Annotated in this window: 20 protein-coding genes; 5 read left to right on the top strand and 15 right to left on the bottom strand. The window is 65.7% G+C overall.

Annotated elements, in window-relative coordinates; translation table 11 throughout:
- Positions 1-212: 212 nt before the first annotated feature.
- The 6 genes from C3Y92_RS20825 to C3Y92_RS20800 form a co-directional block, all read right to left on the bottom strand.
- A complete protein-coding gene (locus C3Y92_RS20825; RefSeq protein ID WP_165352191.1) occupies positions 213-1,061 on the bottom strand; it encodes an AAC(3) family N-acetyltransferase in 849 nt (282 codons plus the stop codon).
- Positions 1,062-1,192: 131 nt separating this feature from the next.
- The gene (locus tag C3Y92_RS20820; protein WP_129356150.1) at positions 1,193-1,918 is read right to left on the bottom strand and encodes a hypothetical protein; all 726 of its coding nucleotides are present in this window, start codon (positions 1,916-1,918) and stop codon (positions 1,193-1,195) included.
- Positions 1,915-2,184 carry an acyl carrier protein gene (locus tag C3Y92_RS20815; RefSeq protein WP_129356148.1) on the bottom strand — a complete coding sequence of 90 codons (270 nt, stop codon included), beginning with the start codon at positions 2,182-2,184 and terminating at the stop codon, positions 1,915-1,917. The genes C3Y92_RS20820 and C3Y92_RS20815 overlap by 4 nt, the downstream gene beginning before the upstream one ends.
- A 1-nt stretch (position 2,185) precedes the next feature.
- Positions 2,186-3,784, bottom strand: a complete 1,599-nt coding sequence (locus tag C3Y92_RS20810) for an amino acid adenylation domain-containing protein (protein WP_235669726.1) — start codon at positions 3,782-3,784, stop codon at positions 2,186-2,188.
- Complete coding sequence (locus C3Y92_RS20805; protein ID WP_235669725.1) at positions 3,781-4,722, bottom strand: hypothetical protein; 942 nt, start codon at positions 4,720-4,722, stop codon at positions 3,781-3,783. The genes C3Y92_RS20810 and C3Y92_RS20805 overlap by 4 nt, the downstream gene beginning before the upstream one ends.
- A 439-nt stretch (positions 4,723-5,161) precedes the next feature.
- On the bottom strand, positions 5,162-5,962 hold the full coding sequence (locus tag C3Y92_RS20800; protein ID WP_012750659.1) for a ParA family protein: 801 nt from the start codon (positions 5,960-5,962) through the stop codon (positions 5,162-5,164).
- Positions 5,963-6,347: 385 nt separating this feature from the next.
- On the opposite strand from C3Y92_RS20800, the gene C3Y92_RS20795 reads away from it, so the two are divergent.
- The 5 genes from C3Y92_RS20795 to C3Y92_RS20775 all read left to right on the top strand — a co-directional run bounded on the left by C3Y92_RS20795 (position 6,348) and on the right by C3Y92_RS20775 (position 11,695).
- Complete coding sequence (locus tag C3Y92_RS20795) at positions 6,348-7,574, top strand: CDP-glycerol glycerophosphotransferase family protein (RefSeq protein ID WP_129356144.1); 1,227 nt, start codon at positions 6,348-6,350, stop codon at positions 7,572-7,574.
- Entirely contained in the window at positions 7,571-8,245 is a 675-nt protein-coding gene (locus tag C3Y92_RS20790) for a phosphocholine cytidylyltransferase family protein (RefSeq protein WP_129356142.1), read from the top strand. Before C3Y92_RS20795 ends, C3Y92_RS20790 begins: the two co-directional genes overlap by 4 nt.
- Before the next feature lie 292 nt (positions 8,246-8,537).
- Positions 8,538-8,831, top strand: coding sequence for a CopG family ribbon-helix-helix protein (locus C3Y92_RS20785; RefSeq protein WP_129356140.1), 294 nt, complete (start codon positions 8,538-8,540; stop codon positions 8,829-8,831).
- Positions 8,819-9,115, top strand: coding sequence for a type II toxin-antitoxin system RelE/ParE family toxin (locus C3Y92_RS20780; RefSeq protein ID WP_129356138.1), 297 nt, complete (start codon positions 8,819-8,821; stop codon positions 9,113-9,115). The genes C3Y92_RS20785 and C3Y92_RS20780 overlap by 13 nt, the downstream gene beginning before the upstream one ends.
- A 282-nt stretch (positions 9,116-9,397) precedes the next feature.
- Positions 9,398-11,695: a B12-binding domain-containing radical SAM protein gene (locus tag C3Y92_RS20775; RefSeq protein ID WP_165352190.1), complete on the top strand. Its 2,298-nt coding sequence runs from the start codon at positions 9,398-9,400 to the stop codon at positions 11,693-11,695.
- Positions 11,696-11,848: 153 nt separating this feature from the next.
- Here C3Y92_RS20775 and C3Y92_RS20770 read toward each other — a convergent pair whose 3' ends face one another.
- The 9 genes from C3Y92_RS20770 to C3Y92_RS20735 all read right to left on the bottom strand — a co-directional run bounded on the left by C3Y92_RS20770 (position 11,849) and on the right by C3Y92_RS20735 (position 26,439).
- A complete protein-coding gene (locus C3Y92_RS20770) occupies positions 11,849-14,242 on the bottom strand; it encodes a B12-binding domain-containing radical SAM protein (RefSeq protein ID WP_129356134.1) in 2,394 nt (797 codons plus the stop codon).
- Positions 14,243-14,272: 30 nt separating this feature from the next.
- Complete coding sequence (locus C3Y92_RS20765; RefSeq protein WP_129356133.1) at positions 14,273-16,366, bottom strand: 6-hydroxymethylpterin diphosphokinase MptE-like protein; 2,094 nt, start codon at positions 16,364-16,366, stop codon at positions 14,273-14,275.
- Positions 16,367-16,410: 44 nt separating this feature from the next.
- Positions 16,411-17,544 carry a class I SAM-dependent methyltransferase gene (locus C3Y92_RS21745; protein ID WP_129356131.1) on the bottom strand — a complete coding sequence of 378 codons (1,134 nt, stop codon included), beginning with the start codon at positions 17,542-17,544 and terminating at the stop codon, positions 16,411-16,413.
- A 20-nt stretch (positions 17,545-17,564) separates the two neighbouring features.
- A complete protein-coding gene (locus tag C3Y92_RS20755; RefSeq protein ID WP_129356129.1) occupies positions 17,565-18,422 on the bottom strand; it encodes an SDR family oxidoreductase in 858 nt (285 codons plus the stop codon).
- Between the two features lie 10 nt (positions 18,423-18,432).
- On the bottom strand, positions 18,433-19,530 hold the full coding sequence (locus C3Y92_RS20750) for a radical SAM/SPASM domain-containing protein (protein ID WP_129356127.1): 1,098 nt from the start codon (positions 19,528-19,530) through the stop codon (positions 18,433-18,435).
- The gene (locus tag C3Y92_RS21235; protein WP_165352189.1) at positions 19,523-20,734 is read right to left on the bottom strand and encodes a class I SAM-dependent methyltransferase; all 1,212 of its coding nucleotides are present in this window, start codon (positions 20,732-20,734) and stop codon (positions 19,523-19,525) included. Before C3Y92_RS21235 ends, C3Y92_RS20750 begins: the two co-directional genes overlap by 8 nt.
- A 47-nt stretch (positions 20,735-20,781) precedes the next feature.
- Positions 20,782-22,767, bottom strand: a complete 1,986-nt coding sequence (locus C3Y92_RS21230; RefSeq protein ID WP_165352188.1) for a hypothetical protein — start codon at positions 22,765-22,767, stop codon at positions 20,782-20,784.
- Positions 22,768-22,842: 75 nt separating this feature from the next.
- Complete coding sequence (locus C3Y92_RS20740) at positions 22,843-24,423, bottom strand: TIGR04372 family glycosyltransferase (RefSeq protein ID WP_129356125.1); 1,581 nt, start codon at positions 24,421-24,423, stop codon at positions 22,843-22,845.
- Positions 24,424-24,438: 15 nt separating this feature from the next.
- Positions 24,439-26,439, bottom strand: coding sequence for a hypothetical protein (locus C3Y92_RS20735; protein WP_129356123.1), 2,001 nt, complete (start codon positions 26,437-26,439; stop codon positions 24,439-24,441).
- Positions 26,440-26,451 lie beyond the last annotated feature (12 nt).

Below are 26,451 nucleotides of genomic sequence, written 5' to 3'. Positions count from 1 at the left end.
TTAGCACCGCGAATCCATGATTCGCAAGGTTTTTTTTGGGGTATTTGTTGTCGCTGGTCGTGCCGTTTGGACGCACCCTCAAGCTATCCCAGGATGGCCGGCAAAAACGCCGGCACCCGGCGGTTCGGATTGAGCTGGCTGCGCCGGTGCGGGGCCAGCCTGTATTTGCCGGCCGGCACTGTGCGCCCGCTGGGATGATCGTGGGGCGGTCTTTACCGCCAACGGCTCGACAATTCCCCGGGTTCCACCAGGGTCTCGACGCCGTTGGCGTAGGTGACGAGCATTTCCGGCGGCGCGCTGAGCAGGTACCAGGGATCGGCGGCCAGCTCCCGGCCCAGGAAGGCGTGGACCGGGGCGCAACGGAAAAAGGTGACCGCCCCCAGGCCCGCCTTGATCCGGCGGGCCGTGCCGTCGGCCAGAAGCTGCGCCGCCGCCCGGGAATAATCGGGTTGCAAGGAAATGCTGCGCGGCAGGCAATAATGATAAAAATCGCCCTGGTGCACGGTTCCGTCCAGCCCCGTCACCGCGCCGGCAAAGGCCTTGTCGAACCGGTAGGGCGCGCCGTGGACCCGCTCGCTGTAGACGAATGCGGTGCAGGTGCGAAACTGCGCCCCCAAGAGCAGGGTCAGGGCGTTGGCCTCGTGGAGCCGGGCCAGGACCGAATCCGGGCCAAACGGGTGCCGCTCAGCCCGGTCGGGGTGCAGCAGCGCCTCGGCCCCGGCCCCCCTGCCCACGAAGGAAAACATGGGATGGACCGAACGTAGCGTGCCGGGCATGCGCCGCAGGCGCTCCGTCAACACCCCGACCACGCTGGGCTCTTGGCGCAGATCGCACTGGCCGGTTCGCGGAAAGTCGTAGCCAAAGGCGGGCATGACCAGGACGCCGTCCGGACCGATGCGCCGCTCCAAAGCCTCGATGACCGCCTCCGGCAGGTCGTTTGGCGCGACGCCGCGCCACGGCCCCAGGGCGGCCAGGGACGATTGCACGAACACCACGTCGCCTCGGCCAATGGGCAGTTCGTCCAGGAGGGCGGCAAAGGATTGCGGGGTGAAAAACGCCATGGTTGGCCCTCGTTTAGGCTTTCGAGCACATCCCGCGCGGCGTGTCGCATAACAGCCGGCGGGTGCGGCCGGCGGAGCGCGTCTGGCGCGACGTGCCGGCGATAGGGTGTTCCCGGGCCGGGGAGGCGACCTCAGGTCAGGTCCAGGGGACCGTGGCGACGCGTCATGGCCGCGTACAGCGCGGCTGTTTCTTCGGCAAAAGCCGGCGTGGCCCAGGGCTTGCGCGAAAACACCTGCCATTGGTAGGCGCGCAGAAACCGGCCGCGCCCCTCCGAGCCCGGCTCGCCGTCCAGAACGCCTGGGACAGCCCGGCGCAGGGCCGTAACGATACGCTCGAACATGGCAAAGGCGAAGATGATCTCCGAAAAGCACAAGGCAGGAGCCAAAGACCGCCGCAAGCCGTCCTGGACGGCCTGGCCCAGCTCGCGCGCCAGGGTGCAGGGATGGGCGTCCGGGCCGGCATGAAAGAGGTCCATAAGCGAGCAGTACTCAAAGCCCCGGATGGAGCCGTCGAGGTCGACCAGGGGAAAATACGGGTAGATCCGGCAGACCAGGGGCTTATAAAACAGACCGTCGCACCGGCCCTTGGCCGTGCAGTGCAGGAAATCGACGTTCCAGGGCCGCCCGTCGGGCAGGACATACGTCTGGCGCACGGCCCGCACCGATTCCGGCAGACCGCCAAGGGTCTGCTGATAGGCGAATTCCCCGGGCAGATAGGGCACGATGACCTTGTCCGCGTCTGGCAGGGATAATTCGCCGGCCAGGAAGTTCTTGCAGCAATAGCCGTCGCAGGTCGTCCAGCAGTCCTTGACCGCGACATGGCGCGCCTCGGCGATGGCCGCCCAGTTGACGCTCATCCCCCCTGCCCCGCCGTTGCCGCGAAGGCGTCCACCAGGGCCCCGAAGCGGGTCACTTCGGCGATGTCCCGGTCGGAAAAATCCACTTCCAGCTGAAACCGCTGCTCCACGGCCATGAGCAGGTTTAAAAATTCCAGCGAATCCAGGAGCTGCTCGCCCAGGATGTACAAATCGTCCGTCACCGTGACCACGCGCCCCTTGCGTGCGGCCGCTTCCTCCAAATGCCCGGCGATAAACCGGCGCAACGTGTCTTTGACGTCTTGCATGTCATATTCCCGTCAGAAGTTGTTTCACGGCCGCCCGGTCGATCTTGCCGTTGCTGTTAAGCGGCACGGTCTCCAGAAAGTCCACCCTGGCTGGGACCATGTAGCCCGGGAGCCGGTTTTTGCAGTGGTTGATGATTTCGTCTTGGCTCTTGTCGCCGCCGAAAACGGCCAGGATGAGCCCTTCGGGATTGCCCTGGTGCAGGGGCCAGGGCACGGCCACCACGTAGGGAGCCTGGCAAAACGACCGCACGGCGTGCTCCACTTCGGACAATTCGACCCGAAACCCCCGGATCTTGACCTGCTGATCGGTCCTGGCCAGATATTGCAGGATGCCGTCCTGGTCCTCGCGCACGATGTCGCCGGTGCGGTACCAGATCCGGCCGTCGTCGCCGCGGCGGACAAACTGGCCGGCGGTCCTGGCCTCGTCGTCCAGATACCCCCGGGTGACCTGGACTCCGGCCAGCAGCAGTTCTCCGGCTTGGCCTGGCTTCGCCGGCGCGCCGTCCGGGCCGACAACGACCATGTCGTGGTTGGCGAACACCCGGCCGATGGGTGTGAGGCCGTTTTGGCATTGTCCGGGCGAAACGGCCGGATCCCAGGCGTAGTGAGCGATGGCGATGGTGGTTTCGGTGGGACCGTAGAGATTTTCCAGGCGCGAATGGGGCGCGGCCCGGCTCCAGGCGGCGGCCGTGGCCGCGGGCAGGGGTTCGCCGCAAAAAAGGCTCAGCCGCAGCCCGGGAAAGGCGTCGGGTTTGAGCATCCCCAGCCGGGCCATGAACGCGGCCGTGGAAGGCGTCGAAAACCAGACCGTGAGTCCCTTGTCCCGGATGAACCGGCCCGGGGCCATCAGGGAGGCCGCCGGCGGCACGCACAGGCAGGCCCCGGCCCCGAAACACACGAACATGTCGTGGACCGACAAATCGAAGGTCAGGTCGAACAGTTGGGAGAAGCGGTCCTCGGGACACGGCGCGTAACGGCTGGCGACATAGTCCAGATAGGCCCCGACGTTGCCGTGGGAAACGGCCACGCCCTTGGGCGCGCCGGTGCTGCCCGAGGTGAAAAGCAGATAGGCCGTTTGGCCCTTCTCGACCTCGGCCACGGCCGTGGCCGGCGAGGAACCGGCCCGGACCAGGCGCGGGCCTCGGGCCAGCTTCGGGGAAAGCCCCGGGGCAAGAGACGCCGGGCCGCCCTCCTCCGGGGCCAGGATCACGGTGAGCTCGTCCAGGGCCGCCTCGGCCTCGGGGTGGTCCAAAAGGGCGGCCAGGGCCGGCAGGTGCTCGGCGCTGGTCACCACGGCCGCGCAACCCGACCGGATGAGCATGTGCCGGGTGCGCTGGGCGGGAAAACCGGGATTGAGGGGCACGTAGGCCCGGCCGGCGGCCAGGATGCCCAGGACGGCGGCGTAGGCGGAGCGGGAGCGCTGGTCGAACACGGCCACATGGGGTCGGCCGCTGTCATGGGCGGCCACGGCCCCGGCAATGGCCAGGACGTTGTCACGCAGCGCGCCGTAGCTGACGCGCTGGCCCTGGACGTCCAGGGCGTGGCGGTCGGGAAAATGTTCGGCCATGCGGAAAAAACCGGCCGCAATGTTGCCCATCATGCCGTTCCTTTGCGGGTCGTCGGCGTTTGGCCGCCCTGCCCCGTCTCGGCCTCGCGCACGTTTTTGCGCCAATAGGCTTTGATCCAGGCGTCCTTGGACCCGCCGGGGAATCCTTGCAGGATCGATTCCAATTCCTGGGGCGTAAGTTCGGCCCGGTACTGTTCGAACCGGAGATTTTCCAGGGTGTCCAGGGCTTCCTGGCGGCGGCGCAGGGCGTCCACGGCGGCTTCGGCTTCGGCCTGTTCCCGGGAGACATATTGCGGGTGGGCCCGCAGCACGCCCCAGCGGGCCAGGGCGGTGTAAATATAGGCTGCGGCGCTGCGCACCGGCTCGCCGGATTGCAGGTCCACAAGCTTGCCCTGGGTTTCCAACTCCCACTCGGCCCGGTCCAGGCTCAGGGCCAGCAAGTCCCGGTCCAGGGACTTGCCGAGCTTTTGCCGGGCGGCCGCGGCCTGGTCGAGCTGCTCCTGGCGCAATCCGGCGGCGAAGACCCGGGGCCACATGAGTTCGAGAAACGCCTCGTCCCAGCCTTCCATGGCCTCGATAGAAAGATATTCTTTCTTCTCTATCTTAAGAGGCGGTGTGTGGCTGGCTGACTGGCTGTGCGGCTCAGAGATCGGCTGGCTTGGTGACTGGTCTTTTTCTCGGCTTATTGAGGGGCTTTGTGTCTGGTTTGTTTTGTGGCTTGATGATGGGCCTGTTGTAAGGCTTGTAGATGGGCTTAGTGTTCGGTCTTGCTGGTATTGCTCGACGACCGGCTGGTTGAAGGTCACGCCGACGCCCTGGAGGTTGCCGTCCCGGGCCTTGCGAAAGCTCAGGAAGCCCAGGGCGTCCAGCCGCCGCATGACCGTGCGCACCGAGGCTTCGCGCATGGCCAGCGCCTGGGCGATGTCGCGGAATTTGACGATGTAGGGCTTGGTGGCCAAAAGCAGGTCCAAGACTCGGCGCTGGTTGTCGTTGAGTCTATCGCCAACTTTGGCCCGGCCCAGTGTCAGGCCTAAAGACCGGTCTTGTGAAGGGCTTTCTGTGGGGCTTGAAGTTTGGTTTATAGCTTGGCTTTTTGAGGGGCTTTGTGCCGGGCTTGGTGAAAGACTGGCTGACTGGCTGGCTTTTTGACGGGCCTTTGGTGTGGCTGACAGACTGGCTGGCTGGTTTTGCGGCTGGCTGACCGGCGGTGTTTCTGGTTGTTTGGCTGGCTGACTGGTCGACTGTGCGGCTGGCTGAGAGACTGGCTTGACTAGCTCGGCTTCTGGGCAGGCCTCCGCTGGAGCCTTGCCCGTCAAAAACGCAATGGCGTTCTCGGGAAAGGCCGCCAAGGAAGGAAAGGCGTCGAAGGACTCGCGCGGCGGAATCGTGGCAAAGGGGTCCTCGGACGGGCTAGGCTTGCTTTTCGACACGAGCGATCACCTCGCGGGCCAGGGCGTGGTAGTCCAAGGCGCCGGACTTGGTGGCGTCAAACTCGAAAATGGATTTGCGGTGGGAGTGCGCTCGGTCGATGTCGATGTTGACCCGGATCTCCGTGTCGAAAACGGGAATGCCCTTGGCGTCGAAAAAGGCCCGGATGCGGTCCTTGTTCTTCTTGTGGGTCACGGCCCGGCCGTCGAATTTGGTCAGCACCACGCCGAGTAAAAGCAGCTTCTTGTTTTGCTGCTTGGCCTGGGAAAGCACCTGGATAAACGTGGAAAACCCGTCCAGGGCGTACTGGTCTCCGACCGGACACGGCACCAGGACAAAGTCCGAGATGAGCAGGGAATTGCGCAGCATGGGGCCGATATTGGGCGGCGTGTCGATGATCATGTAATCGTAGCGGCTGATGTCCTTGTCGTTTTGCAGCAGCCTGGAAAAGCCCAGCACCGAATCTATGCCGGCATAGGAGCGCACTTCCCATTCCATGCAACGGATGGAATTGGGGACAATTTCCATGTGTTCTGTTTTGGTGGCGCAGGCGTTTGGGCTAAACGCGCCTTCGGGATCTTCGAGCGCCTTGACCAGACTGGAATTTTCGCGCAACCCAAAATCGGGCAAAAGCGTGGATGTGGTATTGGACTGCGGATCGCCGTCCACCACCAACACCGTAGCCCCTTCCTGAGCCAAGCCTGCGGAAAGATTGACGCAAGTCGTGGACTTTCCAACGCCCCCCTTGTTGTTGCCCACTGTGATGATAATGGGTTTGGCCATTTTATCCCCCCTAAATTTCCCTGTTGGGGCATATTTACACCGTGCGAAAACCTTGTCAACGGATGTCAAGAAAATTCCAGGCTTCCGGACGGACAGCTGACCATGGTAGGGGAAAAAGCTGGACAACCGCCAGCCAGAGTCTGTCCTTTTCGGCAAATTACCGTATTTTTGGCCCGCGCGGGGCCAGCCGGGCCGCTGTCCTGGCGGTCGCCTGCGGGCATTTCGATGCTGCGGCCCGGGCCAAGAGCCAAGAACATGCCCGGCTCAACAGGCCGAAACTGGCTTTTCCCGATCAGGTTGGCTATTGTCCGGGAAATGCGGACTTGGGCCCGGCGCTGCGTCTGGCTGCGGTCCGTGGGCGACAGGCTTTTGACAGGGGAGTGCCATGGACCAAGCGCCATCCGCGGCCGTCAGGCTGGCGGCCGTTTTAGCCAAGACGCCCAAGGCGCCTGACCACGTCGTGTTCGTGGGCCGAGCCGGAGGCCTTTTTATCGACAACGGCAAATACGCCTTTTTGCACGCCGTCCGACACGCCCCGCATCTGCGCTGCGCCTTCATGACCTTCGACGCCGGCCAGGCCAAGCTGTTGCGGGCCAAGGGCCTGGACGCCTTTTGCTTTGACGACCCCGACGGGCCGTCGCGGCTGGCCCGGGCGGCCATAGTGGTCTCCGACGACATGAGCTGGAAAACCAGGACCCTGGCCCCGCTGTTCACCCAGGGGGCCTTTCTGGTGCAGCTGTGGCACGGCATTCCGCTCAAGGCCATCGGCTTTCCCGAAATTCAGTCCGCCGTGAACATGAACCCGGAAAAGGCCCGGGATCTGACCGTTGGCTATTCCGGCTACGACGCCGTGCTGTCCACTTCCCCCTTTTTCCGGGAAAAAGCCTTTGCCCGGGCCTTTCGCGCCAAGGCCTTCTGGGACCTGGGCTATCCGCGCAACGACGCCTTGCAGCGCGCCCCGGACAAGCTCGACATGATCAACGTCGACCAGACCCTGTACGTCGAGCTGGTCAGGGCGAAAAAGCAAGGCCTGAAAATCGTGTTTTACATGCCGACCTTCCGGGATCTCGGCGGCGATCCCTGGGGCGACGGCGCGTTTGATTACCCGTTGTTCGCGGACTTTGCCCGAGCACGCGGCGTGTTGCTCGTCTGCAAGTTCCATCCCTACATCAGGCTCGATTTTACGGGACAGATCGAGCATTTGCGCTTTTGTCCCCCGGAAAGCGACGCCTACCCGCTGCTGCGCCTGGCCGACCTGCTGATGACGGATTATTCCTCCATCTATTTCGATTTCCTGTTGACCGACAAGCCCATGCTCTTTTTTCCCTACGACTTTGAGGCGTACGTCACGCGCAACCGCGAACTGCTCTTTGACTACGACGCCTTCACTCCAGGCCCCAAGGCGCGCGACACCAAAAGCTTGCTTGCCGCCATGGCCGATCTGCTTGACGGCAAGGACGACTTTATCCAGGCTCGGCAGAAGCTTAAGGAACTGTCTTTTGCCGAGCCCGATGCCCGGGCGGGGCAGCGCCTGCTTGGGGCCCTGACGGAGGTTTCGACGGCCCTGGGCCGATCCCCTGACGTGAACCCCAACAACGAGAGGTTCCCATGAAAGCGATCATTCTGGCGGCCGGCGTCGGTTCCCGGCTGGGCAAGCCGTTTCCCAAGGCCTTGTCCCAGCTGCCCAGCGGAGAAACCATCATGGGCCGGCAGATCCGCATTTTGCGGGAAAACGGCCTGAGCGAGATCATCGTGGTCGTCGGGTTCAAGATGGCGCTTTTAATGGAGCATTTTCCCAGCGTCCTGTACAAGTACAACCCGGAATTTTACCTGACCAACACCTCCAAAAGCCTGCTGTGCGCCCTGGAGCATGTCGAGCGTGAGGACGCGCTGTGGGTCAACGGCGACGTGGTGTTCGATCCCCAGATCATCGCCGACATGATCGCCCGGGGCGGCAACGTGGTGGCCGTGGACAAGAAGAAGTGCGCCGAGGAAGAGGTCAAGTACCGCACCGACCATCGGGGCGGCATTGTGGAGATCTCCAAGACCGTGAGCGAACCCGAAGGCGAGGCCCTGGGCATCAACACCATCGGCGCCCATCACCTGGAAGTCTTCCGGCAGGCGCTTCGGGAGTGCGGGGACAAGGATTATTTTGAGAAGGCCATGGAACTGGTCATCGAGCGCGGCGTGACCTTCGTGCCCATGGACGTGTCGGACTACCGCTGCATCGAGGTCGATTTCGAGGAAGATTTGCAAAACGCCCGCCAGCTGTTCGCGGTGTAGAGGCGCGTCCCTGACAAATGGCGAGGGCAGTTTGTAAGAGAACATGAGGGTTGCATCTGTTGCCCGCGACACGCTTGAGGCGTTTTGCGGGGAAATGACACGAGCGCGGCGCGCCACAAGCGGCCGGGCAGGGGGGCTTTGGCCGGATGACCCTGCCCGGCCGCGCTTTTTGGCTGGCTTGGCCGGACGTCCGGCCCGGCGTTCCCAGGCCGCCCCAGCCCCAGCCGTGGCCAATCGCCGTCTTGACGCGGTAGTTTCTGGTAGTTAAAAAGACTATAAGGAGGACGCCCTCATGCCGACGCAGACTCAGGCCACGCCGACGAGCATCAAGCTTCCCGTGGCCTTGCGGGAGCGGTTGCAACAGCTGGCGCGGATGCGCAAGCGCACGCCGCACGCGCTCATGCTCCAGGCGCTGGAAACGTATGTGGCCAGGGAAGAGCAGCGGGAAGCCTTGCGCCAGGAAGCCCTGGCCGCCCATGAGGCCTTTATGCTGACCGGTCTGCATGTGACGGCCGAGGAAGCCGACGCCTGGCTGGCCGAGTTGGAAGCGGGAAACGACGTGGAACCGCCGAAATGCCACATTTGAAGCTGGTGTGGTCGCCTGCCGCGCTCCTGGGCGTGCAGCGGGCCTACCGTTTCCTTGCCGAAAAGGACGCCGACGCCGCGCGGGCCGCGGTGTCGGCCATCAGAAAATACGCGGCTATCTTGAAAAAATTTCCCAACGCCGGCCGTCCGGCCGAGGATTTGGACCCGGAACACCGGGAATTGCTGATTCCCTTCGGCCTGTCCGGGTATGTGCTGGTCTACGAGTTGCATGCCGAAATGATCCTGGTGTTGGCCCTGCGCCACCAAAAAGAAGCCGGGTACTGACGGATGGGGCTTTCCGATCCCGACAACCCGCCGTTGACGGATGAATGCTTCAAAAAAGCCAAGGGTGTGCGCGTGCAGGACCGGGCTTGAACGTGGGCCGGACGACGCCATCCGCCAGTGCCAGGAGGACATCGCCATCTGCCGTGCCACCTCCGACATGCGCGTGCTCTCGCCCGCAGACCCGGCGGAGCTGGCCGCTGTGGTCCCCTGGACCCGCAATACGCCGAAACGACTGCAACAATGAGGAAGAACATGCCCGCCCTGTCACGTAAAGTCCTCCTGGTGAAACCGTCGGATAACTACTTCTTCCCCATCGGCTACGCTTACGTGGCCACAGCCTTGAAATCGGCCGGGATCGAGTTCGATTACATTGACCTCCATCTCCACCCCACGTTCGACCTGGAAGCCCATCTGCGTACCCACGACTACCTGGCCGTGTGCGTAGGGGGGTTGCTCTGGTCCCTTCCCCACTTCAAGGAAATCTTCGCCACGGCCAAGCGGGTCAATCCCCGCCTCGCCTGCATACTGGGCGGCAACATCGTCGTGGACTTCTCCTCCCAGATCCTCTTCGAGTACCTGGATATAGATTATCTGGTCATCGGCGAGGGAGAGATTACCGCCACCTTGCTGCTGCAGCACATCGACGTCCACGGCATCAGCCCCACCTCCCTGGAAGGCGTCGCCTACCGGACCCCCCAGGCGCCAGGATCGCACGTCCGCAACGCCCGACGGCCTTTCCTGGATCTGACCAGCCGCAACTGGATGCCGACCTGGGACTTCGTGGAGGTGGACCGGTACTCCTACTCCCAAAAACTGCAGAAGCGGTTCTTCCCGGTGCTGACTGGGCGGGGCTGTACGGGCCGCTGCGCCTTCTGCTCTCCCACCAACGGTCGTTACCGGGGCAGGCCCGTGGAACATGTCCTCGCCGAGCTGGAATACCTGATCTCCCACTACGATTTCGATTATTTCTACTTCATTAACGAAGTATTTTTTCAAACTGAAGAACAGATTATTGCGTTTTGCCGGGGGTATTCGCGCCTCAAGGGCCGCAAGCCGTGGATGTGCCCCCAGCGCATGGATACGCCGCTGTCAGTGCTCGCCTTCATGAAGGAAGCGGGGTGCTTCACCGTGACCGTGGGTCTGGAAAGCGGCAGCGACGCCATCCTCAAAAAGATGAAGAAAAACATTACCACCGACCAGGCCCGGGCCTATATCGCCGCCCTCAAGGAACAGGAGATCCAAGTCGAGGCATCGTTTATCTTTGGCAACTTCGAGGAGACCCCCGAGGACATGGCCAAAACCGTGGACTTGATGCTCGACCTCGACGCCTTCGGACCCATGGTCTTGTGCATCACCTATCCGGGCACCCTCAACTACCAGCGCGCGCGGAGGCTGGGCCTGGTTCGTGACGATCTGCAGTACATTCTGGACCCACACGACGCCTACAATCCCTCCTATCTGCGGCAAATGGAGGACCATTATTCCGGCAAACGACGCTACCTCAACATTACCGCCATGGATGACGACCTGCTGTTCGCCACCGTGGTCCGCGAAATGCGGCGGCTGTATTCCCAAGGATATTGCTACCGTCAAGTGACGGCCAGCACCCAGGACGGGATCGTCTACCAGCTGCGCGGGACATGCCCCATCTGCCGCGGCATCGTGGAAAAGAAGGCGAGCATCGACGACCCCTCGGCATTCCAGGAACACCTGTGTCCGGAATGCGGTGAACCCCACGTGCACTTTCCCGCCCGGATTATTCCGGTTCTGCGGCAGGCCCAGGAGGCGGCTCTGGTGGAACTGGAGTCGGCCGGAAGCATTGCCGTGGTGGGGACGGCCGACCAGGTGCGGGCGTTCCTCAAGCTCGGGGTGGAAGGGTTCCCGTATGACAAGGTGGCGGGCTTTCTGCGTTCCGCCGACAGCGATCCCCTGCACGAGGGGAGCTGGATCGGCAATCTTCGGCAACTTTCACCGGAGGAGGTGGCGCACAGCGCGGACACGCTGGTGGCCCTAGGCGCCGCAGCCGGGGATGCCCTGTCCAACCTCATCAGCCGGGGAGGGGCGGGCTTCCGAGCCCTGGGCGCCTTGCACGAGGCCGGCCGCCTTGGGGTACGTTCGGTCTTTCCTTACGGTCGTCTGGGCGTGGAATGTTGCCTGGAGTCCCTGGCCGGCGCCCACGTGCTGGTGGCCTGTTGCGCCAGGCAGGAGCCGGTGCGCGAACTGCTGCGATCGTTGCGGGCCAGGGGCTGCACAGTCTCGGTTTTGATCCTCCAGGATTCACCTTCCCTCATCGAAGTGGAAGACCTGGTGAATGGTTCAACCATTACCTGTCCTGGCTCGCTTTTCAACGCGCAAACCCTGCCGGAGGCGGCGCTCACCTCCGACGCGGACTGCGCGGTGGTGCCGTTTATCAAAGAGTTGACGGGATACGGCAACGTGTTGGCATGTTTGGCCGCCTGCGGCATTCCCGTGGCGTACGCCTGGCATGTCAACAACAGTCAGGTCCCCGACGAGGAACGGCGACGACTGGTCTCCATGCCCTATCCTCCGTCCATGCCGCTCGTTCCAAGGCCATCCTGACGGAGAGATATTGCCTGATGAGGCCCAGTCGGGGCGATGTCTTTTAATGGAGGTAACAGGGGCAACCTCAGAAAACGGGAAAAATCGTACGCTCAGTCGATTGTAGCGGTCGTAGCGGCCTGAATTTGCCGGTGCCGCTCCCGTCCACTTACCTCATGGGAGGAACGCGGCTTCGCAGGGCCGGTGTCCCATGGCGCGCATCCTGACGTGATGCGGCAGCTTGAAGGCCATGTGATCCTCCTGGGACACCGTGCTGTTGTTGGCGTGGTAGATGTAGATGTCGTCAATGCCGCAGGCGATGATACATTTCAGCACGTTCTCGTAGAACTCCAGGGACTGGGAGTAGGGGAACACGGCGTAGTCGTAGCCCTCCTGGCGGACGGCCTGGAGCAGGGCTTCGGACATGGCCTGGGCGTGGAACATCTTTCCGGGGAAGATGTGTTCCTGTCCGGTGAGGTGCTCCAGGTAGGCCCCCTGCTTGGGCTGCGGAACGAGGAGAGAGACCTCGCAGCCGGCGCGACGCAGGTCCTGCAGCAGGCTGCGCACCGCGGGCGGCTGGGCCGAAGCCACCGCCAGGACCTTGCCGGCCGGCAGGTCCGTCACGGGCACGTCGCGGCCGATGACGCCGAATGGAAACAGGGAGACGACATCCACGCCCTGGCGCCGCAAGGTCTCCATGGCCGCCTCGCCCAGGCTGTCCCGCAGGCCTGCGGGACCGGCGGCCACGGACACCGCCAGGTCCACGCCATGGTTCCGCAGCACCGCCAGATCCAGGACAGGCAGGTGGCCGAGGAACCGGGCCTGACACGGGTTGCCTTCCTTCAAGGGGACGACGCCGACCACCCGGGAGAAGTCGAACCCCGCCCACCCCCGACGCAGCACGGTCCGGATGGCCTGGTCCGGCCCCAGGAGCACGCAGCGACGCGCCTTATCAAGCCTGGGACGCCGTTCGGCGAAGGCGACGCGCACCTCCGGCACATCCAGGGGCGCGAAGAAGGACTTTTGCTGGTAGGCCAGACAGTGGGGGCAGGCGGCGTCCTCGAACGACTGGAAATCGTCCAGGTAGACCCGGGCCGACATGCCAGCCCCGCAGAACGGGCACGCCCCGCGCAGGTCGTAGGCCTCGGGCAGCGCGTCCCCGGCGGCCTGGGGAACGGGCGTCGCCTGCACGTCCCGAACGTGGTACCCGTACTCGTGCAGCCGCCGCAGTTCCCGCACCACGACCTCGAACAAGGTGTCGTCGTCCATGGCGGTGATGTTCAGGTACTGGATGTCTCCCGACTTGTGGGCCTCGATGTGCTGCAGCCAGTCGAAGGTGTAGGCGCGTCGCAGCGCCTTGGCGTACTGCAGCACGTCCGGCACCAGCCCGCGCTTCTGGGCCCGAATGAAGTTGAGGGTGCCTGGGTAGTTGACGCACATGGCCTTGGGTCCGCCCACGCCAAGTTCCAGCATCAGGTCCACCGTGCTGATGATGTCCGTCTCGGTCTCGTCGTAGTTGCCCACCATGAACGAGGCTTCCACCCCCATGTCGCAGGCCTTCATTCGGTCGACGAACGAGCGGATCTGCGCCACGGTGATGTCCTTTTTCATCTCCCGCAGCACGCGGTCGCTTCCGCTCTCGACGCCGACGTTGATGGTGAAGCACCCGGCGTCCTTCATGGCGGCCAGCACCCGGGGCGAGGTATCCATCCGCTGCAGGCAAGCCCAGGGCTTGGGGCGGGCAAGGGTCTTGTAGCGGCGGCAGAACTCCAGCACCTCCGCCTCTTGCTGAAAGAAGATTTCGGTGAGGAAGTGCAGGTAGTCGAAGTCGTACGTCTTGATGATGCCCTCGATCTCCTGGAACACGTGATCCAGGGGGCGGCCTCTGTAGGCCCCGTTCGTGGGAGAACAGAAGGAGCAGCGCCCCTTGCAGCCCCGACCCGTCAGCACGGGGAACAGTCGCAGGGTGCAGTGGGGCCGTTGGGCGTAGCGGTCCACCTCCAGAAATTTCCAGGTCGGCTGCCAGTTGTGGGCCGCGAGGTCCAGGGGCGGCCGGTGTCTGTTGCGGATAAAGCCCTCTGGCGTGGCGGTGGAGCGGTAGGCCACGCCCAGGAGGTCCGTGGGGGCCGCGCCGTGCTGCTGGATGTGCGACAGCAGCAAGGTGCCGGTGATCTCGCCCTCGCCGAAGACAAGGTAATCCGCCTCGGTTTGAGAAAAGAGCAGGGCGGTGGGAAAGTCGGTGGTCACGTTGCCGCCAAGCACGCATGGCAGGTCGGGCTTTGTCTTTTTGACACGGGCGAACAAGGTCTGGAAGAAGGTCAGGGACCCAAGGAGCCCGCCGGTGCACACGGCCAGGTACTCGTTGCGACGCAGCAGGTCTTCGATATCCGTGTCGGGATACAGGAACATGTCAACATAGTCGTAACGGATGCCGACCTCATCCCAGGCGCCCAGGAGGTAGGAAAAGCCCACGGGATAGAATCCGTTGTCGTCTGGCTTGACCACCAGCACCTTGCCCGAGACGGCGATGCGGTCCCATTGGGCGTCTTTCTTGGAGAGGGTGTTCATGCTGGGCTCCTTGCAGGCCGTGCGGGGGGATCAGGCGCGAGGACATTTGTCCTCACCGGGGAGGAATCGGCATTCCAGTACATGCATGGGGACGAGGCGCTTGCGGTCCGCCAGCTCCAGCAGGTTGCCGTACTCCCGTGCAAAGCCCCGGCTGGTCACTTGGGCGTGGGGGCAAGCGTGGGCGTAGAGCAGGAAATGCTCGAAATACACGTACTCGATGGTCTTGCTGGCCGAGGCCAGTTCCTCCTGCATGGTCAGGGTGGCGAAGTGCGGCCGAAACGCCCCGACGGCTTGCCGTACGGCTTTGAAGCAGTCGGCCTTTTCCTCGGGCAGGCACCACAGCACCACCACCTCCCCAGCGGCGGCGGCCTGATACACCCGGCACAGAGCCGCGCCTTCTTCCAGCCTGGCCGCCCAGGTGCGGCAGGCCAGGGCGGTGGTCTGAACGGCGAGGGCCTCTTCCTGGGGAAACAGTTCCTTGCGGACCTGCTCGAAGTTCTCGGGGGTCACCCGCTCCTGGCACTGCCGGATGCGCTGCTGGTAGAAGGTGTCTTTCAGGGGGGGGAATTCCCTGGAGTCGATGACGAGGCTGCGCAACTGGTGGACGTAGAAGGCGTAGTCGCAATCGAACTTGACCCGGAAGGCGTAGTCTCGCACGGCAGGCATCTTGCGCTGGATCGAGGCCTGTTCGATGGCCTGCACGTAAGGATGCTGCCGGGCCTCAGTAACCTCGCCGTCAAGCAGGCGCAGGGTGAGGTAGGCGGCCTGCTTGGACACGTTGTTGGCGGTGGCTTCGAGCTCCCGGGCATACTGGGCGTGGCGGACGGCTTCCCGCCGGGAATGGGCCGCGTCCGCCCTGGCGAGGAAGGCGGGTCTGTCGATGGGGGGGAAGGTCGCCAGCAGGTCCCGGCCGCCGGGCCTGAAAACCTCGGGCGACAGAATGCCGCGCTCCTCCAGCAGATGGCAGCGGATGCCAACCTGGGCCATCTCCCGCGCCACCTGTTCCAGCTCCGCGCTGATGGCGAAATAGTGGAAATAGGTGAAGACCATGTTGCCGTTACGGTCGCGCAGAGGGAACCGGGCGTAGAGGTCGGGCAGGCCCACGGGGGTGGGGCCCGAGGCCGGGGCCTGCATGTGCGCCCCCTCGGGCACGTCGATCGGGGCCCATTGTTCCAGGTCCCGGACCATGGCCGGCCCGTCGTGGGGTCGGAAGGCCGTGTCGTTCCCCTTGAAGGGCGCAGACGGGATCGTGTTCCAGTACGTGGAGAGGGAGTCGGGGTCTTCCCAGGAGTGATCGCCGCCGGCCAGGAAGACGACGCCGGCCCCCAGCAGCTCGGCCAATCCCAGGGTGGAAATGGCGCAGCTCAGCCAGGATTCCCGCAGGCGGTAGGGATTGGGCAGGATGGACGTGTCGAAGCTGTCCATTAGGAAGAGGCCCCGATAGCGCCGCACGGGCCGGGCCAGGGCCCCGGGGCTCAAGGCCACCAGGTAGGTCTCGGGCAGGGGCCGGGATGGACGGACCAGGTGCTGCATGCGCGCTGCCGTGTCAAGGCTTACGACGAAATCCGGCTCGACCCCGGCCTGAAGGCAAAAGGCGACGGTGCGCGGCACGCACACGATCAGGCATTTTTCCCGCAGTTCCGGCAGCAAGGGCGCGACCTTGTTGAGGGATGGCCCGGGCAGCAGGACGGCCGTGGCCAGACCCCGGCCCAGGCCCCGCAGCCGGTTGCACAAGGGTGATTGCAAATACAGGGCGACGTTCTCGGCCCGTTGGATTTCCCGCTGCAGCAGTAAATAGCCCTCTTCCTGCCGGGCTCCGGCCACATCCGGGATGGTGCCCGACTGGCGGGGGAACAGCACGTGCTTGCAGTAGACCATGGCCAGCTGCTTTTGCACGGCATCGATCCAGACCTTGTCCCTGGCGTAGGCGGCGGCGTCGATGACCACGGTCACGCCGTCAAGCAGGGCCTGGACCGGAAGCGCCGTCACGCCCTGCAGGACCGCCTCGTTGACCGCCGGGAAGGCCAGCTTGCGCTTGATGCCGGCGGCGGCCGGCGCGCCGAGGAAGATGAAAAGGGAGCCGTCGTCGCCAAGGGGCGTATCGGCCAAAACCGTTCTGAACATGGCGCACCGTTTTCCTGTCGGGTTGGCAAATGGACCGGCCGAGGTCAGGCCAAAAACGTGATGTCCGGCCGCGTTTGGCCCACGCGGGAGACGATCCTGGCCGCCACCGGCGGCGGAAAGGGGACGCAGACGGCGCAACCCGCCGGGGCCTGGTCCAGGCTCAGGACCGGCCGGTCCATATGGGTCCGGCCGACCCGGGAGGTGTCCTCGTCCACGAAAAACGAGGCCGCGCCGGGGCCGAGCTGGTTGGCCAGCCAGGTGGCGGAAATGGCCGTGCCCAGGATGCCCAGGGGGCGCACGGCGCTGGCCGCCGCCTTGTCCCGGATGGCGGCCATGACCCCCAGATTGGCCCGCACCACGGCTTCGACCTCGGCCAGGGGAACCGGCGGCATGGGGCCGGGGGCGGGCTGGTCCGCCGCCACGGCCACCAGCCCGATTTCCTTGTCCACCCAGTCGTCAAAGGCCCGGGTCACGGCAAAGCCGGTCCGGCCAAGCAGGCAGGCGAGCATTTCCAAGGTGAAGTGGTGGCAGTGGTCGGCCACGGCCAGATCAAAGGGGCCGGTGCGCAGATCGGCCGTCTTGACGAAAACGAAGCCGCCGGGAGCGAGCTTTTGGCGGATGGCCCGCAAGACAGCGGCTGGGTCAAAAAGGTGTTCGATGACGTAGACCAGGGAAATGGCGTCAAACCGGCGGTCGATGGCCTCGATGTCGCCCTGGTAGAAGCCGCCTGCCGCCGGCAGGCCCAGGATGTCTTGCCGCCGGTCCGCCTGCTGTTCGCAGCCAAAAAGCCGCCAGCCGGGAAAACGCTTCGAAAACGCCCGCAAAAAACCGCCGTTGCCGCAGCCGATGTCCAAAATGTCGCCGGTCTCCGCAATGGGATGAACCCCGGCCAACCGGTCGGCCAGATGGCCGTTGCGGGACACGAAGCCGTCGCCGACGCGGATCATCTGTTCGGACAGGGCGCTTAAGGGATAGAGTTCGTAGCCGGCGTAAATTTCGGCCACGTCCCGCAGCCACTGGGGCGTGAGGGCTTTTTGCACATGGCCGCAGCGCCGGCACAGGCGCAGCTCCCCGGCCCGGGGCCAGGGCTTGCAGTCCGAGGTGACCCCGACCAGGCCGGGTGGGGAGACGTCCAGAAAGGCGTCATGGGCGCACAGAAGGCAACGGCTGTGGGGCATAGGGATGCGGACTCCGCCGGTCAACGGCTTTGGCCGGCCTGGCGGCCGCGGGATTGGAGATAGTCGGCCAGGGCTTCGCGCCAGCCGCGCAAGGCGGGGAGTTTGACCGAGCGCATGGCCGTGCGCAAGGGCTTGGGCACGCGGGAAGGAAAATCCGCGTCCTTGGCCCGATGCAGGGTCGCCTGCAACCCGGTCATCTCGCGCACGGCGTCGATGAAGTCGTAATAGCTCACGCAGCCGTCGTTGGCGGCGTGGTAGAGGCCGTAAGGGGCCTTGTCCGAAAGCAGGCCGATGGCCGTTTCGGCCACGTCCAGGCTGTAGGTCGGCGAATCGATCTTGTCGTCGGCCACGCGCAGTTCGCGCCCCTGTTCCATGAAGGCGAGCATCTTGTCGACAAAGCCCAGGGAGTCGTTACGCCGGGGGCCGAACATGGCCGGCACGCGCAGGACGTAGTGGCTGGGGCACAGGGCGGCGTAGACCTCGCAGGCGTATTTCGACACGGCGTAGACGCTTTGGGGCCGGGGCACGTCGTCCTCGGTGTAAAAGCCTTCTTTCTGGCCGTCGAACACGGCATGGGAGCTGAACTGCACCATGGTCATGCCCCGGGCGGCCGCTTGGCGCGAGACGTAGAGCGCGCCCAGGGCGTTGACGGCGGTGCAGTGCTCGGGATCGTCCTCGCAGGGATTGATGCTGACGATGCCCGTGCAGTTGACGACCACGTCGGCGGGATGGGCGGCGAAGGCCGCCGCCACGGAGTCGGCCGATTCGATGCGCAAGTCCCGGTGCCCCAGGGGGGTGAAGGGAAGGCCTTTTTCGGCAAATTTAAAAGCAAAGGCCGTGCCGAGCATTCCCGTTGCGCCAAGAAGCAGGACGTGCATGGCTCCTCCCCTAGATGAAGTTGATGTGGTCGGGCTTGTCGGCCAGCATCTGCAGGAAGTTGTTGATGTAGTGCTGCCGGCAGTTGCTTTCGCAGTCCCTGTTGACGTTGACGTTCTTGATGGCCCGCTGGGCGTCGGCGTAGCGCTGGGACGCGACGATGTCGGAAAAACGCTGTTCGATGATGTTGCCCATCAGGTATTTGTCGTCGGCGTACTTGAACCAGTGGCCGCAGGGATAGACGTTGCCGTTGCCGCTGATGGCCAGCAGGAACTCCGTGCCGTAGCAGGTCCGGTAGGCTTTGACGCCCTTGTTGCCGATTTTCTGGCGCTTGACGATGACGTTGTAGCCCTCGCCCGAGAAGCCTTCGGCTTCGACGAAATCGGTTTCCAGCTGCTCGTAGGCGTCAAGGGGCGCGCCCAGGGCGCTGTCGTAGGTGTCGGAGCAGGGTTTGACGACCAGATAGTCCACGCCAAGCTCCCGGCCCAGCCGGGCCAGGGGGACCACTTCCTGGAGATTGCCTTGCAACAGCACGGCCTGCAGGCCGATGGCGACGCCAAGCCCCAGCGCGCGCTTGCGCTCCACGCAGGCCCGGATGTTGGCCAGCACCCGGGCGTGGTCGGCCGGGCCGACGCCGTGGATGGCGGCGTAGCCTTCGGGCGAGGCGGCGCTGATGTTGAACCGGATCCAGCGCAGCACGGACAGCGCCTCGTCCAGGCCGGCAAGGGGCAGCTCCAGGCCGTTGGTGGCCAGGCTCAGATCGAGGTCGATGCGGCCGGCGTGGGCGATGGCCGGATAGAGGGCGGGGTTGAGGGTGTTTTCCCCCTCGCCGATAAGCGCGATGGAGCGCACGCCCACGGCCTTGGCGTCGGTGAAAAAGCGCAGGATGGCGTCCTGGGGCATATGGAAGGCGTTTTTCTTGCCTTTTCGGCCCTGCAACATGCCGTAGCAATAGCGGCAGGCGAAGTTGCAGCCCGTGGTGATGCCGAAATCGATATGCAGCGGGGCGATAGGTTCACCGCGCTGCCAGGCCAGGACGCGGTCGAGGTGCCAGTAAAGCTTGTGGCCGTCCATGCGGTAGGCGTCGTTTGGGGTCGTGTGCTTAGACATAGACGTTCTCTTCCCAGGCGGTCAGGACCATGGCCCGGCCGGCGGCCAGGGCCGCCGCCTTTTGGCGCATGAGTTCCTTGTGGCTTGGATTCATGGTGCAGACGATGACGGCGAAATCGCCATGGGCAAGGCCCTGGTCCGGGGAGACGATGGGGATGCCGCGAAAGGCCTTGCCGATCTTGGAGGGCGTGTCGTCGAGAATGACCGGGCCGGCGGCCTCGAAGACGCCCGGGGGCAGGTGTTTTCGCAGTTCGGCCAGGACGCAGAAAAACACGTTGCCAAAGCCATAGAAGGCCGGCCGGCGTCCGGCCTCCACGGCCTGGCGGATGCGCTCGACGCAGTAGGCGATCTTGGCGGCGTAGCCGTCGATGTGGCGGCGCTCGATGGCCATGGCCTCGGGCAGGTCGTGGCGCGTGCGGCAGGCGGCGTCCTCCGGGGCCTGGGTCTTGCGGGCCAGCAGGCGCAAGCCCTCGGGCCGGGAGTCATCGATGTGGACAAGCTCCAGGCCCGAGCAGGACAGCAGGGTTTTAAGCGAATGCAGGGAAAAGTGGTGGATGTGTTCCGGGATGAAGTTCTCGATGCCGCGCGGCAGGTCGTAGTGGAGGTTGGGCACTTCGAGAAACAGCAGCCCGTCGTCGCGAAGGCAGCGCGCCGCCTGGGCCATGAAGGGGTGGGGCCTGGCCAGGTGCTCCACCACGTGCCGGGCGATGACGACGTCAAAGGGGGCGTCGAACCGGCAATCCTCGAAACATTGGTTGATGGTCGGCACGCCGTGGAAGGGCAGGGCCGAGGGCTCCACGCCCTGGACCCGGATGCGGGGCAGGGCCTCCTTGAGCAGGAAGAGGAAATCGCCCCGGTTGGAGCCCACGTCCAGGACGGACAAGGGCTTGTCTCCGGGGGCGGCTGCCTGGACGAAGAAATCCACGGCCGCCAAATAGTGGCGGTCGCGCTGGGGAAAGGGGCGCACGGCCTGCTCGAGCAGGGCGTAGCGTTGGTAGAGCCGGCGGGCCAGGGCCTCGTAGCGGGGATTGTCGTAGGCGGAGCGCAGGAAGATGTGGCAGCAGGTCGGGCAGAAGGCGAATTCCACGTCGATGCCGGGGATGTCCTCGTCGGCCAGGAAGATGCTGAGGAAATGGTCGGGCCGGTGCAGGAAGGGCGCGGCGTCCCGGGCGCTGCAGACAGGGCATGGAGTGGGGGAGGGCATGAATGGCTCGTCCTTTGGCGGTGGTGGAGTGTTCACGGCGCGTTGGCTCAAAGGAGCAGGCTTCGCACCTGGCGCGCCAGCCGCCGGGCTTCGGGCGCGAGTCCCGGGCCGTCCGCCTGGCGCAGGATGACCGTGTGGGCGCCGAGCAGCTTGTTGACGGGATCGATGGCGTGCCGCAGCCAGTTGGCGCAGGCCGCCATGGGGCATGGGCCGGGAATCTGCCGTTCGCCGGTGTCGGCGTGTTCGCTGGTGAGCTCCAGCAGCAGGAAGTCCGCCGTGTCCGTGACGTAGCGGAAATTGCCCAGGCCCCCGTCCGTGACGCTGTAGCCGAGATCCGCGTCCAGGGTGGCGGCGATGGACACGGCGGCAGGCTGCGGGGCGATGAAGATGGGGGTGGGGGCGAAGAAATGCTGGTAAATATTCCCGTCGGCGTCGGCGGCGAAGTAGGAATTGGGATGCAGCTCGGCATGGTCGCCGCGGATTTTGCGCTGATAGATGGGGTGAATGGCCTTGGCGGCGTGGGCAAAAAGGGTCTTGGCCGGGGCGATGATGGCGTCGTCGCGCGACAGCTGGGGAACGGCTTCCCGCAGCAGGCGCTCCTTGGCGTAGCGCATGCCGGCGAAAAAGATCGTGTCGTAGCCCGCCTCCAGCCACTCCAGGCCGCGCTGCAGGAAATGCGACGAGAACAGGAGATCGGCCAGGGGAAAAAAGGTGAACCGGTTTTCCCGGCCTGACGTCGCCAGGGCATGGTCCTGGCATCGGGACATGCGGTCGTAGCGGTTGCCGCCGGGGCCGTCGCTCTGGGCCAGGACGTCGTCGATGCGTTCCAGGCGGACGTCGGCCAGTTCGTTCAGGCGTCGCCACTCCGGATAAGCCCGGATGCGGTCGACGTCGGCGGGGTCGGTGTAGATGGTAAAGCGCACGGGGTGGCGCCCGACGGCGTAGGGGAGGTTGCCCGGCGCGAACAGCGAACGCAGCGTCACCCGCATGAAGAGATCGACAAAGGCCTCGCCCCAGACCGGCACGGCGCAGTGCAGGGCGACCTGGCGCGGCTGCAAGGGCGGGCGCAGGGGGCGGGCGCGCCATTTTCCGGCCACGGCCTCCCGGGGCTGGGCGGCCAGGAGCTCGTAGTCCCGGCGCAGCCGGGAACCCGAGGACACCAAGGGCGTGGCCCGGGCCGCGCACTGCCGGGCCTGTTCCCGGTCCCCGGCCAGCAGGTGCAGCTCGGCGAGCTTGGCCAGGGTCCGATGGCAATGGGGATAGCGCCGCACGGCCGGGGCCAGGGCGGCCACGGCCTGGCCGGGACGGTCAAGGCGCACCAGCAGGCAGGCGGCGGCGTCGCGGGCGATGGTGAAAAAAGGATGGCGGTCGGCCAGTTCCAGCAGCCGCCGGACTTTGCCCTGGTCGTCGTCGGCCTCGTCGCGCAGGATCGCTGAAAGGGTCCGGTCCAGGGTCTGGCCGAGATCGTCGCTCCCCTCCCCCTCGGGCGCGGCCGCCTCCCGCCACTGCCGGGAAGCGGCCGCCAGGTAACTGTGGCGCACGGCCGCGGCCAGGCTCGCGGCGGCGGGAGCGGGCTGGGGGGAGAGGGCCTCGAAATAGAGATCGTAGGCGTCGTGGGCCGTTTCGACGTACTCGTGGGGGTCGTGCCACAGGATCATGTCCGCGTCCGGGGCGGCCTGTTCGATGCAGGCCGTGGAGGCCAGGACGCCGCGCGGCGGGGCGCAGTTGACGACGACCCGGGGCGGCGGCGAAGCCAGCTCGGAGACGGGCAGGACGGCAAAGGCGTCGCTGGCCGCCGCGCCGCGCAGATCGTAGGCGGCGACGTCCCAGTGGGGGCGGTTTTCGGCCAGGTCGCGGCGGATGCGCCGGCCGGCCGGGCTCATGCCGTAGACGGCGACGCGCCGGGACGCCTGGCCAGCCGGCTCCGGCAAGCCGTCGAGCAGGCCGTCGAGCCGGTGGCGCAAGGCGGCCAGATCCTGGTCGGCGGGTTCGGCCAGCCGGTCAAAAGGAATGTTGAGGGCGTGTATCCGCATGGCGTGTCAAGGCCGGGTCCGGTGGCCGGCGGCGGCTGGTGCGTTTTTCCTGGTGCGGCGAAAACATAGCAAAAATCATTCCTGAGCCTGTCCGTCAACCGCCTCCGGGAGCAGGACCGGGGCGTGGCGGCGCAGAAAATCGGCCCCGATGCGGGCGACGAAGCAGCTGTTGTAGACCGAGGGCGTAAAAAGCCCCCAAAAGCGCTTTTGCAAGGCCGCGTCGCCGGGCTCTTCGACCCAGGTGCCCTCCAGCCGGCGGTGCATTTCCACGGCCGCCTCCCGGATCTCCTCGGGCGTGTTGCGCAGCGCCCGATAGCGCGTGCTTTCGGCGAACCGCTCCACCCCCCAGTCTCCCAGGCCCAGGGCCAGCACTTCATCGACGCGCAGGATACGTCCCAGTTCGTTGTCGCGGATCAGCTGCGGCAGCAGGATGTTTTGCGGCGAGCAGGCCTGGAGCAGTTCGAACTGGAAGCCGTTGATGAGCAGGCAGGGGACGCGGAAAATCACCGGCACTTCCTGCAGCCCGCTGCCCGAGCCGACAAAGAAGCGGCAGGTGGCCGAAAGATAGATGTCCATGAAATCCGAGCGGGCCGGATGCTTAGCGTAGTCGATGGCCCGGGGGTTGTCCGTGGCCAGGGCGGCCATGACCTTGGAGCCCATGCGCAGCACCGTGCAGCCGGCTCCGGCCAGGGCGTCGACGGTGGGGAGATAGTCGTTGATGTCGATGTTGCGCGGTTCCTGGAGCCGGCTGTCGTTGCCCAGGGGCTTGAGCCACTCCAGGTAGGCCGGGTCCCGGCCCAACAGGCAGACGTAGGGCCGGTCCCGGGGAATGCCGAGGGCGGCCATCTCCCGCGCGGCCCGGTCGTGCTCCCCGGGGCTGAAGGCGATATGGGGGGCGGTGGCCGGTATGAGGCACTCCGGGTCCCGGGCGGTCCCCAGGCGGCGGGTGACCAAGTGCAATTCGTGGCCCTCCAGGCCGTAGCGGCGGACAGCCTCGTGGATGTGGCGGGCCAGGGGGGTGATGCGCATGTGGCGGGCGAACAGGGCGAAAAGGGTCTGGTTGGCCGCCTGGCCGTCCTTGAGATGGAACAGGTCGAAACAGCCTTTGTGGTAGCCAAGCTCCCGTTCACACAGATAGATTTCGCAGTCGTAGGCCAGATGGCCGATCCGGGTGGAGAAGATTTCGCCGGCCCGGACCGTGGTCAGCGGAGCCAGAAGCCGGAGAGCCGCCGCGATGCCGAGGTGGAGCAGGGCGGTCAGCAGATGCCGCCACAGGGGCAGGCGCGGCAGGCGCGGCGGGTCGCAGAATTCCCGCTGGACGAACAGGGAGACCCGGGCCCGGCGTCCCATGGCGGCCAGCAGGGTTTCCACGGCCCCGACGACGTTGTCGTGGTCGTAGTACAGGCCGCAGACGATGCAGACATGGTCCGGCTTGGCCGCCGCCAGGGCCCGGGCCAGGGGCAGGGACAGGGGGTGCAGGGGCTTGGCGAAATAGTGGAGTCGGCCCACCCTGGGGTCCGGCTCGAAATGCCCCCGCTCCCGCTCCAGCAGGAGCAGGGACAGGCGCGAGCGGGGCTCGGCGGCGGCCACGGCCTTCAGGGCGTCCCGGATGTGTCCGTGTTTGGCGGTGGCGATAAGCAGCGTGCGTGTGGCCATGGCGAGGGGCGGCGTTTAGACGAGCAGTCCGGCGACGGCGCAGGACAGGTCGAGCTCGGCCTGGCCAAAGGCCGGGCGGTCTTCGGTGGCGGTGAAAAGGGTGGAAAAGGCGGCCAGATGCCGGTTCAGGGGGTCCATGTGGCGGTAGGCCCAATAGGCGTAGGCCTTGTGGTCGGGGGTGCCGGGAAAGTGGGTGGCGGCCTCTTCGTGTTCCTGGGTCAGTTCGAAAAACAGCATGTCGCGATTGTCCCGAACGATGTGGTGGTTGTCCAGGCCGGCGTCGGCGGAGTTGTAGCCGAGATCGACGTCCAGGGTCCGGTGGATTTCGACGTTCTCGTCGCAGGGGCCGACGAACATGGCGTTTTGGGCAAAGGTGTGCTGGATGACGTCGCCAGGAGCGGTGCGGGCGTAGAGGGAATTGGGGGTGCGCATCACCTGGCCGGGCAGGAAATGCTTGCGGTAGGCCGGGTGCAGGTGGCGCTCCCCCAGGCGAAACAGCTCCCGGGATGGCACGGCCAGGCGTCCATGCCGGGTGAACCCCGTGGCCAGGTCCTGGCGCATCTGGTCCTCGCAGGTGCGCAGGCTTTGGAAAAACAGCGTGTTTGCCCCCTGGTCCAACCGGGCCAGGACGCTGGTCAGGAATCGGTCGGACAGCACGAAGTCGGCCAGCAGCAGGAAGCTGTGGGCGCCCTCGCCAAGGGCGCGTTGCAGGCCGTCGGTCTGGAGCAGGGACATCAGGCCGTACTTGTGGTTGTGGCTCCACTGGGGCTGGGCCAGCACGTCCTCGATGCGCAGCAGGTCCACGGGCACGCAGTCGGTGAGGGCCTTGTAGTTGGGGTGGCGCTCCAGGGCGGCCACGTCGGCTTGGCGCGTGTACAGGGTGTAGCCGATGTCGTGGCCGGCCGCCGCCTGGGGCAGGTTGCCCTCGGCCAACAGCGAGGCCACGGTGACCTCCATGAAGGTCTCGATGTAGGCTTCCCCCCACACCGGCGTGATGATGCGCAGGCGCGTCTGGCGCGTGGCCGGCATCGGCCGTGCGCGGCGGGCCATCCAGCGGTTCAGGACGCGCTGGCGCGCCCGGCCCGCGTCCCGGGGCGAAGCCGTGTCCCGCATAAGGGCCGCGATGCGCCGGGAGCCGGGCATGGCGGCGGCGGCGCGGGCGAGCAAGGCCGCCGCCTGACCGGCGTCGTCGGCCAAAAGGGCCAGTTCGGCCGCCTTGGTCAGGGTGTGGTGGCAAAAGGGATAGCGCGTGAGCGCCGGGGCGAACAGGGCCGCCGCGTCCTTGGGCCGGCCGTCCTGCACGAGCTGCGTAGCCGCCGCGTCCCGGGGCAGGACGAAAAAGGGGAAGGCTTCGGCCAGGCGCTCCAGGGCGGCGATGCGTTGGTGCGGGGGCTGGGCCAGGGCCTGGCCCAGTTCTGCTTCCAGGTGGTCGCCGAAGCTGCGGCGCATTTGGGCCAGAATCGGGCGCAGGCGGTCCACGGCGACCGGGCCGGCCGCCTCGTGCCAGCCGTGCATGGCCGCCAGGGCGGCCTCAAGCAGCGTCTGGCCGAGCCGGGCGGCTTCGGGCGTGGTCTGGCGCGGGGTCAGGCAGGCGCACCAATATTCATAGTAGAGCCGCTCGGTGTGCATGTGGGCCAGGGGATCGTAGAGGCTTAGCATGTCGCAGCCGGGCAGGGCCCGGCCCACGGCCGCCGCCACGTCGAGCTGATGGATGGGCGGCGTGGTGTCGATGAGCAGTTCCAGGCCGCCAAAGGCGGACAGCCGGTCCGGGGCGTGGACGCCTTTCCCGGCCAGGGCCGGGCCGCGCGCGTCGAAACAGGCGGCCACGACGAACCGGGGATCACCCTCAAGGAGCCGGCGCACGATCTGGCCGGCCTGTCCCATGCCGTAGACGCCGACCGTGCGCCGGTTCGGCCCGGCCCAGGCGTCAAGGGCCGCCAGCAGGTCCGGGATGCGGGCTTCGGGGAGCCGGTCGGCGGAGTCGTAGTCGAGACGGACGTTTAAAAGCGTGGTCATGTCCGGGTTTCC

The sequence above is a fragment of the Solidesulfovibrio carbinolicus genome (genome assembly GCF_004135975.1).
Classification (GTDB): Bacteria; Desulfobacterota; Desulfovibrionia; order Desulfovibrionales; family Desulfovibrionaceae; genus Solidesulfovibrio; species Solidesulfovibrio carbinolicus.
Note: the sequence above shows the minus strand (reverse complement) of the source record. Positions and strands in the feature narration are given on the sequence as shown.